Origin of the sequence: Nguyenibacter vanlangensis, assembly GCF_038719015.1 — a bacterium.
Taxonomy (GTDB): domain Bacteria; phylum Pseudomonadota; class Alphaproteobacteria; order Acetobacterales; family Acetobacteraceae; genus Gluconacetobacter; species Gluconacetobacter vanlangensis.
The window spans coordinates 2,548,281-2,561,339 of record NZ_CP152276.1; the positions used below are offsets into that span (position 1 = coordinate 2,548,281).

10 protein-coding genes are annotated in these 13,059 nt (G+C 68.4%); 4 read left to right on the forward strand and 6 right to left on the reverse strand.

The genetic code is table 11. The annotated features are described in order from the left end of the window. Positions 1–46: 46 nt before the first annotated feature. Complete coding sequence (locus AAC691_RS11825) at positions 47–217, forward strand: hypothetical protein (RefSeq protein ID WP_342627029.1); 171 nt, start codon at positions 47–49, stop codon at positions 215–217. Beyond that, complete coding sequence (gene nagA / locus AAC691_RS11830; protein ID WP_342630207.1) at positions 217–1,335, forward strand: N-acetylglucosamine-6-phosphate deacetylase; 1,119 nt, start codon at positions 217–219, stop codon at positions 1,333–1,335. Before AAC691_RS11825 ends, nagA begins: the two co-directional genes overlap by 1 nt. A gap of 97 nt (positions 1,336–1,432) precedes the next feature. Here the strand turns inward: nagA and AAC691_RS11835 are convergent, their stop codons facing one another. After that, entirely contained in the window at positions 1,433–3,700 is a 2,268-nt protein-coding gene (locus tag AAC691_RS11835; protein WP_342627030.1) for a family 20 glycosylhydrolase, read from the reverse strand. Positions 3,701–4,115: 415 nt separating this feature from the next. Beyond that, entirely contained in the window at positions 4,116–5,294 is a 1,179-nt protein-coding gene (locus tag AAC691_RS11840) for an acetyl-CoA C-acetyltransferase (protein ID WP_342627031.1), read from the reverse strand. A gap of 145 nt (positions 5,295–5,439) precedes the next feature. On the opposite strand from AAC691_RS11840, the gene AAC691_RS11845 reads away from it, so the two are divergent. Next, positions 5,440–6,684, forward strand: a complete 1,245-nt coding sequence (locus AAC691_RS11845) for an FAD-binding oxidoreductase (protein WP_342627032.1) — start codon at positions 5,440–5,442, stop codon at positions 6,682–6,684. A 13-nt stretch (positions 6,685–6,697) separates the two neighbouring features. On the opposite strand, the gene AAC691_RS11850 is transcribed toward AAC691_RS11845, so the two are convergent. Beyond that, a complete protein-coding gene (locus AAC691_RS11850) occupies positions 6,698–7,684 on the reverse strand; it encodes an isoaspartyl peptidase/L-asparaginase (RefSeq protein ID WP_342627033.1) in 987 nt (328 codons plus the stop codon). 301 nt (positions 7,685–7,985) lie between these two features. On the opposite strand from AAC691_RS11850, the gene AAC691_RS11855 reads away from it, so the two are divergent. Next, positions 7,986–9,167 (forward strand): pyridoxal phosphate-dependent aminotransferase, encoded by a 1,182-nt coding sequence (locus AAC691_RS11855; RefSeq protein ID WP_342627034.1) that lies wholly within the window; start codon positions 7,986–7,988, stop codon positions 9,165–9,167. 45 nt (positions 9,168–9,212) lie between these two features. Here the strand turns inward: AAC691_RS11855 and AAC691_RS11860 are convergent, their stop codons facing one another. From AAC691_RS11860 to AAC691_RS11870, 3 genes are read right to left on the reverse strand one after another with little or no spacing between them, the layout of a single operon-like run. Then, positions 9,213–10,382 carry a M20 aminoacylase family protein gene (locus AAC691_RS11860; protein ID WP_342627035.1) on the reverse strand — a complete coding sequence of 390 codons (1,170 nt, stop codon included), beginning with the start codon at positions 10,380–10,382 and terminating at the stop codon, positions 9,213–9,215. A gap of 25 nt (positions 10,383–10,407) precedes the next feature. Then, positions 10,408–11,835, reverse strand: a complete 1,428-nt coding sequence (locus AAC691_RS11865) for a M20 family metallopeptidase (RefSeq protein WP_323989651.1) — start codon at positions 11,833–11,835, stop codon at positions 10,408–10,410. Between the two features lie 40 nt (positions 11,836–11,875). After that, complete coding sequence (locus AAC691_RS11870; protein ID WP_342627036.1) at positions 11,876–13,045, reverse strand: M20 aminoacylase family protein; 1,170 nt, start codon at positions 13,043–13,045, stop codon at positions 11,876–11,878. Positions 13,046–13,059 lie beyond the last annotated feature (14 nt).

Sequence of the window (13,059 nt, forward strand, 5' to 3'; positions counted from 1 at the left end):
AAATATTGATTCTAGTGTCAGTGGTCTGGCGCTGGCGCTGCTGGTCATGGCATTCTGCGGCGGGGCGGTGATGCCGCAGCTTTATGTCCGGCTGAAGCCGGTGGCCGGGTTCCGGGGCGTGTTCGCGGCGGCGATGCCGCCGTCCTATCTTGCCATTCTTCTTTACGTTTACGGCCGCCATTTCGGGCGCGAGCGGCCGCCGACACCGGAGCGATGATGACCCAATTGCCGGAACTGGATGGCCAGATCGTCCTGCCCGAACGGATCCTGCCGGGGCGCATCGCCTTCGACCGCCGGATCCGTGCCCTCGCGGCGCGGCCGGACGCGCCGCGACGCTATATCCTGCCGGGCTTTATCGACGGGCACGTCCATGGCGGGGACGGCGCCGACACGATGGACGGGGTGGCGGCGATCCATCGCCTGTCGCGTTTCCATCTGGCGCACGGCACCACGACGATCCTGCCGACCACCATCACCCGCCCCTGGCCGGACGTGATGGACGCGCTGCGCGCGGTCGCCGACGTGTGCCGGACCGGCGTGACGGACGGACCCGCCATCCATGGCGCGCATCTGGAAGGGCCGTTCGTCAGTCCGCACAAGCTGGGCGCGCAGCCGCCCTTCGCCATCGCCCCCAGCCCCGACAAGGTGCGCGAGGCGGTGGAGACCGGCATCGTGCGCGTGGTGACGCTGGCGCCGGAGCTGGAGCATGCCGAAAGCGCCATGCAGACGTTCGCCGAGGCGGGCGTGCGGGTCAGCCTGGGTCATATGACGGCCGATTACGACCAGGCGGAGCGGGCCATCTGCACGATCTGCGCGGCGGGCGGCACGGTGGGGGCGACGCACCTGTTCAATGCCATGTCGCCCATCGAGGGGCGCAGGCCCGGCCCCGTCACGGCGCTGATGTGCAGCGACGTGGCCTATGCCGAGATGATCTTCGACACGCATCACGTCCACCCGGCCACGTTCCGCCTGGCATCGCGGATGATGGGCAGCCGGCTGCTGTTCGTGACCGATGCGATGCGCGGCGCGGGCCTGCCGGACGGGCCGAGCCAGTTGGGCGGGCAGGACGTGACGATCAGGGACGGGGTGGTACGGCTGCCGGGCGGATCGCTGGCGGGCAGCGTGCTGACCCTGGATGTCGCCCTGCGCAACGCGGTGGAAAGCGGCGGGATGTCGCTGCCGCGCGCGGCCGGACTGGTCAGCTTCAATGCGGCGCGTTACCTGGGCCTGCATGACCGGGGCGTGCTGGCGGTCGGGCGCCGGGCGGATTTCGTCGTGATGGACGAACGGCTGCGGGTGCAGGAGGTGTGGGTCGAAGGCAGGCGGGTGGTGTGACCGCGCTCGGCCCCCGGGCGTTCGCGCCGGGCCCGAGCGACGGGGGACCGATCGCCGGGGAGCCGATCGCCGGTCGCAGGGCTTGCGATGCAGCCCCTTACGGGGCGGCGTCGACCAGGGCGCGTATGCCGGGGACGATGGCGATCAGCAGACCGCCGGGGGGCAGCGGATTGGCGTCGGACGCGGTGAGATGGGCGCAGGATTCATAGGCCCGGTCCTGTACCGCGAATTGCCGTGCGGCTTCGGCCCGCCAGGCCTGGCCATGGCGCCCCGGTTCCATCGCCTCCAGCCCCAGCAGCGCCAGCGCCGCGAGTTGCCGCGACACCGGGCGGGCCGCCTGGAGGGCCGGCGTGGTGGCGATCCGGGCATAGGCCATGTCGTTGCCGGCATAGGCCATCAGGCGCGCGCGCAGGGTATCGGCCACTGCATGGTCGCCGGCGGCGTAGCGGGCGGCCAGGCCGTTGAAATCCATGGCCGCGAAACTGTCGGGGGCGGCGATGGCGGCCGGGGCCTTCAGCATGGCGTCGCCGCTGTGGGCGGCCAGGCGGTTCAGCCCGTAATTGCGCACCGGCACGGTCACCGAGGCCAGGACCGTCAGCGGCGTCACGTCGGCCGGCGTCAGCAGCGCGATCATCCGGTCGGTGTTGGTACCGGCGGCCAGGCCCGTGGCCTCCAGCTCGTGCTGTATGGCGGGCAGGCGGCGTTCCATGTCCGCGACGTCATGCACGCCGGCCGGGGACCAGAACCGTTCCGCGATGGCGGCCGAGCGGGGCCAGAGCCGCGCATCGACCATTTCGTCGGAAACGACCTCGCTCCAGAGCGGGGCCTCGCCGCCCAGCACCAGCGCCTGCTGCGCCGTGTCCAGCGGCGGCGCGTGGGGGTCGATGGTGAATGCGTCGACCAGAGCGCCCATTTTCGGCCGGGCCGCGATCGCGTCCTGCGGGGACAGGCCGTCGGCCTTGGGATCCATCGGATCGACCCGGTAATGCTGGGCCGAAGGGCGGAGCAGATCCAGGTAATAGCCGGAGGAGACCACGACCGGGTGGCCGGCGCGGGTGGCCGAAGCGATCCATTTCGAGCTGCGCCAGGCCTCGACCACCACGTTCTTGGGGATCGGGGCCTCGCTGACCTCGTCCCAGCCCATCATGATCTTGCCCTGGGCGGCCAGCACGTCCTGCACCTGGGCGGTGAAGGCGGCCTGCAGGGCGGGGGCGTCGGCGAAGCCGTGGGCCTTCATATAGGCCACGATCCTGGGATTGGCGGTCCATTGCCGGGACGAGACCTCGTCCCCGCCCGAATGGAAATAGCGGTCGGGAAAGAGGCGCCCCATTTCGGCATAGAGCGCGCGGGCGAAGCGCAAGGTCTGTGGCCGGGTGGGATCGAGGGCGGGATTGTTCAGGTTGATCGTCTTCGCGCAGCTTGCCGTCGTTTCGCCCGAGGCGGATTCGGTGGCGCAGGTCTGGTGCCATCCGGGGGTCAGCGGCACGGGCTGCTGGGCGGCAAGTTCGGGATAGGCTTCCAGAATCGCCAGCGTATGGCCTGGTATATCGAATTCGGGCACGATGCGGATGCCGCGATCGGCGGCATAGGCGACCACCGCGCGGATCTGCGCCTGGGTGTAATATTGATGATGGCCGCCGATCTGCTGCAATTTCGGGAACAGGCGGCTTTCGACCCTGAAGCCTGTGCCGTCGCTGAGATGCCAGTGCAGCACATTCAGCTTGGTCAGTTCCATCGCGTCGAGCTGACGCTCGATCGTGTCGACCGACATGAAATGGCGCGATACGTCGATCATGAGGCCGCGCCAGAGGAAGCGCGGCGCGTCGTCGATGCGGGCCATCGCCAGCGAAGCGCCGGCGGAAGAGAAGGACGCGGGCTGGACCAGTTGCAGCAGCGTGGCCAGGCCGTGGATGACCCCGGCGGGGCCGTCGGCCGCCAGCGATACGCCATCCGCCGCCACCGACAGGCGATAGGCTTCGCGCGCCCGCACCGAGAGCCATGCGGGATCGTGCCCGTAGCGGATATGCAGGATGGGCGTACCGGCGGGGGGCGTGCCGGCCAGGACGACGGCACTGCCGGACAGGGCCTGCAGGCGACGGGAGAAGCGGGCCAGGGCCCGCCGCAGCAGCGGCGTCGCCGGGGTCTGCCAGTCGACCGCGATCCCGCCCGCGATGGGGAGAGACTGGCCGGACACGCTGGCCGATTGCGGCATCGGCATCAGGGCCGGCTGGGCGCGGGCGGCGGTCGCGGCGAGCAGGCCGGCCCCCAGCAGGGCCGCGCGGCATGCCGCGCGCCGGACGGCATGGCGGGCGGTATGATGGGCGGCATGATGGGTGGGCACGATCCGAAGACGATCCGTTTCCATGGATGACCTTTTGTCCGGGAAGAAGGGGGCGCCGGGGCGGCGGGGTGCCGCGACCGGCCGGTAGGATGGTTTCGCCATCGGGCATGGACATACTGGCCCATGCGCCATGAATGACGAGATGGCACGGGACACGAAACGTTCTGGATTGTCACCATTCTGTAAGGGAGCGCGCATGTGCGCAAGAGGAAAGATCAGATATGATCGTATTTTATGCGTTAGATTGATTGAATAGCGCCATCCAGTCAGGTCGACCACATGCGCGCGGCGGGATTTCGGCCGATATTCGCGGAACGATCGACCAACGCACGCGGAATCCACGCCCATTTGGGCGGAAGAACATGATCATGTTCATGCTTGTGTATGATGGGGACGGGCAGAGCCCTGGGCGTGGCGCCGCTGCGCCAGAGTTCGATCGTCAGCGTTCGATCGCCAGCGCCACGCCCTGGCCGCCGCCGATGCACAGGGTGGCCAGTCCCTTGCCGGCGTTGCGACGGCGCATTTCATGCAGCAGCGTGACCACGATGCGGCAGCCCGAGGCGCCGATCGGGTGTCCCAGCGCGATGGCGCCGCCATTGACGTTGACCCGGGCGTCATCCCAGCCGAGTTCCTGGCCGACTGCCAGCGACTGCGCGGCGAAGGCCTCGTTCGCTTCGACCAGGTCGATATCGGCCAGGCGCCATCCGGCGCGGTCCAGGCAGCGCCTGGTGGCCGGCACCGGGCCGATGCCCATCATCGCCGGATCGACCGCGGCGCCGGCATAGGCCGCGATGCGGCCCAGCACCTCCAGCCCCATCGATTCGGCGCGATCGCGGTGCATCAGCAGGATTGCGGCGGCGCCGTCATTCAGGGTGGACGCGTTGCCGGCGGTGACGCTGCCGTCGGGGAGGAAGGCCGGGCGCAGGGCGGCCAGGCGCTGGGGCGTGGTGTCGGGACGGATCTGCTCGTCATGGTCGAAGCGCAGGTCCGCGCCTTTCTTCCGCGGCAGGGTCAGGGGCGCGATTTCATCGGCGAAGCGGCCGCCGGCGGCGGCGGCGGCGGCGCGCCGTTGCGAGCGGGCGGCGAAATCGTCCTGCGCCGCGCGCGAAATCGCGTATTGCCGGGCGATGTTTTCCGCCGTGACCCCCATGTGGCAATCGTTGAACGCATCCCACAGCCCGTCGCAGATCATGCTGTCGCGCAGTTGCGCATCGCCCATGCGCAGGCCCGCCCGTGCCTTGGGCAGGAGATGCGGCGCGAGGCTCATAGTCTCCATTCCGCCGGCGACGACGATCTCGGCATCCCGGCAGGCGATGGCCTGCGCCGCCAGGTGGATGGCCTTCATGCCCGATCCGCAGACCTTGTTGACGGTCATCGCCGGGACGGCGTGGGGCAGTCCCGCGCCGATCGCCGCCTGGCGCGCCGTGTTCTGCCCGGCGCCGGCGGTGAGCACGTGGCCCATGATGACCTCGTCGACCCGCGACGGGTCGAGCCGCGCGTCGCGCAAAACCGCGCCGATGACATGCGCTCCGAGCCCGGCGGCGGGGATTGCGGCCAGGGTGCCCAGGAAACTGCCGATCGCGGTGCGCCTGGCCGCGACGATGACGACATCCTGCATGCTTTTTCCTTCCGACCAGGCCATGTCTGGCGGGATCTTATGCGCGCCGTGGCGCGGATGGTCCATCGTTCCTGCGGCGGCGGCTTGATCCGGGACGGGCAAGATGGTCCAGTTCGGGCATCAATCGCGCCGGCGGGAGGCATGCATGACGAAATCGGCCCTGGTCCTGGGCGGCGGCATGGTGGGGGTGTGTACCGCCTGGCACCTGGCGCAGCGCGGGTTCGACGTGACCCTGATCGAGCGGGGCGAGCCGGGACGAGAGACGTCGTACGGCAATGCCGGGCTGATCCAGCGCGAGGCGGTCGAACCCTATGAGTTTCCGCATGACCTGGGGACCCTGCTGCGCGTCGCGGTGGGAATCGGCAACGACGTGGCGTGGCGGGCGCGCGACCTGCCCGCCATCGCCCCGCGCCTGCTGCGCTATTGGTGGCATTCCTTTCCGTCGCGCTATCGGGCGATCGCCCGGTCCTATGAGGCGATGATCCGCCATTGCCTGGACGAACACCAGCGGATGATCGCGGCGGCCGGCGCCGACAACCTGGTCGCGCGCAATGGGTGGAAGGCGCTGTACCGAACCGGCCGGGCTTTCGAGGTCGGGATAGGCGAGGCGCGCGACCGGGCGCAGCGCACGGGTATTCTGTCGGAGATTCTGGATGGCGCGGCGCTGGCCCGGGCGGAGCCGGTGCTGCTTCACCCCATGGCGGGCGCCATCCACTGGCGCGACCCGTGGAGCGTGAGCGACCCGGGCGAACTGGTCGGCCGCTATGCCGCCCTGCTGGAGGCGGCCGGCGGGCGTATCCTGCGCGGGGATGCGCGCAGCCTGACCCGGCACGCCGGCGGATGGCGGGTCGAAACCGCGCAGGGCCCGGTGGACGCGGCGCAGGCGGTCATTGCGTTGGGGCCGTGGTCGGATATGGTCGCGCGGACCCTGGGTTATCGGTTACCGCTGTTCGTCAAGCGCGGCTATCACCGGCATTTCGCGTGGCCGGGCGGGCTGGCCACCCCGGTGCTGGATACCGAGATGGGGATCGCGATGATCCCGATGGCGCGCGGATTGCGCGTGACCACCGGCGCGGAGTTCGCCCATCGGGACGCGCCGTCCGGCACGCGGCAGATGGCGCGCAGCGAGCAGATCGCCCGCGCCCTGCTGCCGCTGGGCGCGGCGGTGGAGGCGCAGCCCTGGCGGGGCGCGCGGCCCTGCATGCCGGACATGCTGCCGGTGATCGGGCCGGCCTGGGATCATCCGGGATTGTGGTTCCATTTCGGCCATGCGCATCAGGGCTTTACGCTGGGCCCCACGACCGGGCGGCTATGCGCCGAGATGATGAATGGGGAAACCCCGTTCATCGATCCGGCACCCTATAGCCCCGCGCGTTTCCGGCGGGCGTGAAGCCCGCTCCGCGCTATTGCGCGGGGGCGCCGTCGGCGAAGATGGCGACGTGGGAGATCCCGTCGCGTCCGATCCAGGCCCGGTACATGCCGCTGGTATTGAACGGCGTCGCGATATTTCCCTGCGCGTCGACCAGGATGGCGCCGCCATTGCCGCCCAGGGCGGGAATTTCGTGGTTGATGACGTCGTCCGCCGCGTGGGCCAGCGGTTCATGCAGCAGGGTGACGCGCATGCAGATCTCGTGCGCCGCCACCGTGCGGATATAGAACTCGCCCCAGCCCGTCCCGGACATGGCGCAGCCCGCATTGGCATAGGTACCGGCGCCGATCAGCGGAGAATCGCCGACGCGGCCCCAGAGTTTGTCCGTCATGCCGCCCGTCGAAGTGCCGGCGGCCAGATGCCCGTCCCGATCCAGCGCCACGGCCCCGACCGTGCCGAAATGGCGGTCGGTCGTTTCGTCCGCGTGCCGGACATGGGCGGCGTCTTCCCGCAGGGCCTTCTGCAACTGGTCCCAGCGCCGCCGGGTCCAGAAATAGGACGGATCGACCAGGTCGATGTCCTGCGCCCTGGCGAATGCCTCGGCCCCCTGCCCGATCAGCAGGACATGTTTCGAATGCTCCATGACCGCGCGGGCCAGGGTGATCGGGTTGCGGACGTGCCGCACGCCGGCCACCGCCCCGGCCTGCAGGGTCGCGCCGTCCATGATGGCCGCATCCATTTCGTTGTGCCCGTCATGGGTGAAGACGGCCCCCTTGCCGGCATTGAAGTTCGGGTCGTCCTCGAGCACGCGGATGGAAGCGACCACCGCGTCCTTGGCGGGCTTGCCGGCCTTCAGCACCGCGTATCCGGCATCCAGGGCGCGGGCCAGGGCCGCCTTGACGATCTTCTGGCGCTCGGGCGACATGTCGGCCTTGATCACGCCGGCTCCGCCATGGATGACCAGGACGGGTATCGCCTCGGCCCGTGCGGCGGCAGGCCGCAGCGCCGCCGACAGGGCCATGACAGCCAGCAAGACCGTCGATAACGACGCTGGAAGCAGTCTGCTGGTGGCCTGCCGATCCGAGAAATTCCCGTGAGAATTCCTCGGGCAGGACACTGGCCGGGTCATCGTGAATCCGCGCATGTCGCTCCCTTCGTTTCGCGCAGATTAACACCGGGGCGGCGCCGGGCAAGGGGAAACGGGATATTCGATATTTTCGTTAAATCTTCCGGATATTTCCTGCAAGGAGTCGCGTTGACTTCCTTTTTGTTCCGAACGTAGAATGTTGCCAATGCATTCGTTTCGTACCGGAGAGCGCATCATGAGCGGCCTGATCACGGAGGAAGGTCAAGACGACCTGCTGGAACGCGGATATTCGCGGCGGCAGTTCGGCCGGGTGGCCGCCCTGCTGGGCATGCAGTCGGCGGCGATCGCCGCTGCATTCCCGCATCTGCTCGGCGCGGCCGAGGCGCGCGAGATGCCGGCGGACCGCGACAAGTCGGGCATGATCCGCATCGGCAGCAACGAGTGCTGGACCGGGCCGTTTCCGGCCGGCATCGCGGCCGGCGAGGCGGCGGTCCGGCTGGGAAATCGTTACGAACCCACCCATATGCGCCGAACCCTGATCGAGAACGTCGCCGCGGTCGAGAACGTGCCGGCGTCGCATATCCTGCCGTGGCCGGGTTCGAGCGATCCGCTGTCGCGGGTGATCGTGACCTTCTGCTCGCCGACGCGCGGCCTGGTGACGGCGAACCCGACCTATGAAGCGGCATGGCGGACCGCCGACTGGCTGCAGGCAAAATCCACGACGGTGCCGCTGAAGGCCGCCAATCGTTACGCCGTCGACGTGCGGGCGCTGCTGGCGGCCGATCCGCATGCCGGGGTCTATTATATCTGCTCGCCCAACAACCCGACCGGGACCCTGACGCCGATCGCGGACATCGCCTGGTTGCTGGACAACAAGCCCGCGGGCTCGATCGTGCTGGTCGACGAGGCCTATATCCATTTCGCGGGGACGCAGAGCGCGGCTTCGCTGGTGACGCGGTCCAAGGACATCATCGTGCTGCGGACATTTTCCAAATTGTTCGGCATGGCGGGTCTGCGGCTGGGGCTGAGCCTGGCGCATCCGGAGACGCACCAGAAAATGATGCGCTATGACGGCGCGAACCAGAGTGGCACGCTGTCGATCGTGGCCCTGGCCGCCGGCGGCGCCAGCGTATTGCGGGCGCAGGACATCGTCGCGCGCCGCAACGAGATGATCGCCGCGCGCGAGGAGACCTTCGCCTTTCTCAAAAAACGGGGGGTCAGCTTCATTCCGAGCCAGGCGAACATGTTCATGATCGACTGGAAGAAGCCTGCGGCGCCGATCAGGCAGGCCTTTGCCGCGCAGAATATCGATATCGGCCGGTCGTGGACACTCTGGCCGAACTGTTCGCGCATCACCGTCGGGTCGGCGGCGGACATGAAGGCGTTCTGCGGCGCGCTGGACAAGATCGTGGCCTGAGAACCCGGCGGCGCGGTGATCGCGGTCACGGCGTGAGCGGGTGCGTCAGAGGGCCGTGCCGCGCGGCAGGAACCGTTCGACGAGTGCTGCGAACAGGGCGGAGCCGTAGGGAATCGCCGCGTCATTGAAATCGTAGCGCGGGTGATGCAGCCCTTCGCCGGGGCCGTTGCCGATCCGCAGGAAGCTGCCGGGCACGCGGTCGAGCATGTAGGCAAAATCCTCGGACCCCATGACGGCGGGCGCGTCGGGATCGACCTGGTCGGCACCGACCAGAGCCATGGCGGTCTCGGCCGCGAAAGCGGTCTGGCGGGGATCGTTGCACAGGGGAATGAAGGTCGGCCCGAATGCGAGAACCGCCGTCGCGCCGAAGGCGGCGGCCACGTTTTCGGTGATGCGGTGCATCGCGGCCTGCATGTCGGCCAGCACCGCCTTCGACATGCCGCGCAGCGTGCCGCCGACCCGGGCAGTCTGCGGAATGACGTTATGCGCGTCGCCCCCGACGATCTTCGTCACGCTGATGACCGCCGGCTCGCGCGGCGACACGGTGCGCGAGACGATGGATTGCAGGGCGGTGACGATATGGCACGCCACCAGGACGGGATCGATGCCGGCCTCGGGGCGGGCGGCGTGCGCGCCGACGCCGGTGATCGTGATGTCGAAGAAGCCGCCACCCGCCATGGCCGGTCCGGGCGTCAGGCGGAATTCGCCGACCGGCAGGTCCGGCTGGTTGTGCATGCCGAAGATCGCATCGCAGGGAAACCGCTCGAACAGCCCGTCCTGCAGCATGGCCAGTGCTCCGCCGCATCCTTCCTCGCCCGGCTGGAAGATGAAATGGACGGTTCCATTGAAATTGCGGGTCCGGGCGAGGTAGCGCGCGGCGCCCAGCAGCATGGTCGTGTGTCCGTCATGGCCGCAGGCATGCATGCGGCCCGCGATCTGGCTGCGCCACGGGGCGTCGCCTGCCTCGTGCATCGGCAGGGCGTCCATGTCGGCGCGCAGGCCGATCGCGCCGGCGCCGTTGCCGGCGCGCAGCACCCCGACGACGCCGGTCTGACCGACGCCGCGATGGACCTCGATCCCCCATTCCTGCAGAAACCTTGCGACCTCGGCCGCGGTGCGATGTTCGACCATGCCCAGTTCGGGATGGGCATGGAGGTCGCGGCGGATGGCGGTCAGTTCATCGGCATCGCGGGCGATGGCTTCGACGAGGGACATCGGATGATCTCCTGTTGCGAGAGGATCAGGCCGCCTGTTCGACGACCAGCGGCGGCTGCACATCGGCCGGAATGGGGCTGACATAGGGCTGGCGCTTCAGGCGTTCTGCATGATCATGCTTCGCGCGCGCCAGAAGCGTCTCGTCGCGCAGCACGTCGGCGGCCGTGGCCGCCATCACTTTGGCGACATGCACCATGCCCTTGTGGGCCAGGGGGGACTTGCCCTGGGCGGTCAACTGCCAGGAATGGAAGGGCGTCCCGATCGCGCAGGTGGCGCCCAGGGCCTGCACGGTGGGCACGACCCAGCTGACATCGCCGACATCGGTCGAACCCAGCATCGACCGGCCGCGCGTCTCGGACCAGGGAAGGATCGTGTCACAGAGCGGCTTGTCCGGATCCACCGGCAGGTCCATCGCCTTGAAGGCGGCAGCGATTTCCTCCTTCGTCAAGGTCGCCCGGATGGAGGTGGCGAAAATCCGGTCGGCCTCGTCGAACGGGGGTGGGCCGAGACGTTCGAGATTGGCCTGCATGGCGGCTTCGAGTGGAGGATTGCCCAGCAGGTTCGCCATGCCGCTGATGACCTGGCTGGTCACGGTGGTTTCGGTCATCAGCGCCGCACCGTCGGCGATCTTGCGGACCCGGTCGGCCAGGGCGAGCATGTCGTCGAGTTCGGTCGCGCGGACGGTGTAGCGGATGACCGTCCTCGATTGGACGACGTTGGGCGCGACCCCGCCGGCATCCTGATAGGCGTAGTGGATGCGCGAGCTGGGCAACATATGTTCGCGCAGGTAATTCACCCCGATATTGAGCAATTCAGCGGCATCCAGGGCCGAGCGGCCGAGGAAGGGAGCCGCAGCGGCATGCGATGCGCGGCCGGTAAAGGTGAAATCGATCCGCAGATTCGCGAGGGAGGCCGGCGGGAAGATCGTGGCGAAATGCGATGGATGCCAGGTGATGGCGACATCGACATCATCGAACACGCCCGCGCGGACCATGAAGCCCTTGCCGGCGCCGCCTTCCTCGGCCGGGCAGCCGTAATAGCGCACGCGTCCGGGCGTGCCGGTGGCGGCCAGCCAATCCTTGACGGCGGTCGCCGCCAGCAGGGAAGCCGAGCCGAGCAGGTTATGCCCGCAGCCGTGACCATTGCCGTCGCCCGCCAGGGGCTGGTGCGCAGCCACGCCGGCTGCCTGGCTGAGGCCCGGCAGGGCGTCATATTCGCCGAGGAAGGCGATGACCGGGCCGCCGTCGCCGGCCTCACCCATCACGGCGGTCGGCAGGCCGCCGACATCGTGCGCGACACGGAAGCCTTCGCGCCGCAATGCCTCGGCGTGCAGGGCGCACGAACGGAATTCGCCGTAATTCAATTCGGGGATATCCCATACCGCATCGCTCAGTGCGATCATGGGCTGATGCCGGGCTTCGACGAAATTCCAGATGGTATCGGTATTCTTCATTCAGGTTCTCCACGATGATCCGGCCATGCGGCGATACGCGTCATGGCGTGTTGCGACGCGGCAATCCGCGCTCGACGATTCGGGCATAGAGCGCGGCGCCATAGGGTGTTGTTTCGTCATTGTAATCATAAAGCGGGTGATGGGGCGCCGCGCCGTCTCCGCCGCCGGCCAGGATGTAGGCGCCGGGCACTTTTTCCAGCATGAAGCCAAAATCCTCGGACCCCATGACCGGCTGGGCGTCGCGATCGACATGGGTCTCTCCGACGAGTTCGGCCGCCGCGTCCGCATAGTCTTGGGCGTGGCGCAGGTCATTGACGGTAGGCGCGAAAATGAGCCGGAAATCCAGTTCGGCCCTGGCGCCGAACGCGGCGGCGATCCCGTCTGCCGTGCGCGCGATCAGCGTCTTGATCTGCTCCATGATGGACGATTTGAAACAGCGGACCGTGCCGCCGATGGTCACGCTGTGCGGAATAACGTTATAGGCGTCGCCGCCGCTCATTTTCGTCACGCTGACCACCGCGACGTCGGCAGGCGGCACGTTGCGGGAAACGATCGATTGCAACGCCGAGATCAATTGCCCGGCGACCAGGACGGGATCGATACTATCCTCGGGGCGGGCGCCATGTGCGCCCTTGCCGGTAATGACGACGTCGAAAAACGCGCCGCCCGCCATGGCCAGTCCCGGCGCGATCGAAAAGGCGCCGACCGGCAGGCCCGGCCGGTTATGCATGCCGAACAGGGCGTCGGACGGGAACCGTTCCAGCAGGCCGTCGGCCAACATGGCCAGGGCGCCGCCGACGCCTTCCTCGCCCGGTTGGAAGATGAAATTCACGGTGCCGTCGAAATGCCGGGTTTCGGCGAGATAGCGGGCCGCGCCCAGCAGCATGGTCGTATGGCCGTCATGCCCGCAGGCGTGCATGACGCCCGGCTTCGTCGAGCGATAGCTGAGCTGGCTGGCTTCGTGCATCGGCAGGGCATCCATGTCGGCCCGCAAGCCGATCGAGCCGGCGCCGTTCCCCGCGCGCAATACGCCGACGACGCCGGTACCGCCGATACCACGGTGCACTTCGATTCCCCATTCGCCGAGCTTGCGCGCGACGAGGTCGGACGTGCGGTATTCCTGCATCCCGATTTCCGGATGCGCGTGCAGGTCCTGCCGAAAGGCCGCCATCTCGTCGTAATGTCGTTTCATGAATGCGAGAGCCGACATGGGTTCTTCCTGCT

Bases quoted from the DNA above. Each gene is read 5' to 3' on its own strand.
- AAC691_RS11845 (WP_342627032.1), top strand. From the start codon at position 5,440: ATGACGAAATCGGCCCTGGTCCTGGGCGGCGGCATGGTGGGGGTGTGT.
- AAC691_RS11835 (WP_342627030.1), bottom strand. From the start codon at position 3,700: ATGGAAACGGATCGTCTTCGGATCGTGCCCACCCATCATGCCGCCCAT.
- AAC691_RS11870 (WP_342627036.1), bottom strand. From the start codon at position 13,045: ATGTCGGCTCTCGCATTCATGAAACGACATTACGACGAGATGGCGGCC.
- AAC691_RS11865 (WP_323989651.1), bottom strand. From the start codon at position 11,835: ATGAAGAATACCGATACCATCTGGAATTTCGTCGAAGCCCGGCATCAG.
- AAC691_RS11855 (WP_342627034.1), top strand. From the start codon at position 7,986: ATGAGCGGCCTGATCACGGAGGAAGGTCAAGACGACCTGCTGGAACGC.
- AAC691_RS11840 (WP_342627031.1), bottom strand. From the start codon at position 5,294: ATGCAGGATGTCGTCATCGTCGCGGCCAGGCGCACCGCGATCGGCAGT.
- AAC691_RS11825 (WP_342627029.1), top strand. From the start codon at position 47: ATGGCATTCTGCGGCGGGGCGGTGATGCCGCAGCTTTATGTCCGGCTG.
- nagA (WP_342630207.1), top strand. From the start codon at position 217: ATGACCCAATTGCCGGAACTGGATGGCCAGATCGTCCTGCCCGAACGG.
- AAC691_RS11860 (WP_342627035.1), bottom strand. From the start codon at position 10,382: ATGTCCCTCGTCGAAGCCATCGCCCGCGATGCCGATGAACTGACCGCC.
- AAC691_RS11850 (WP_342627033.1), bottom strand. From the start codon at position 7,684: ATGGCCCTGTCGGCGGCGCTGCGGCCTGCCGCCGCACGGGCCGAGGCG.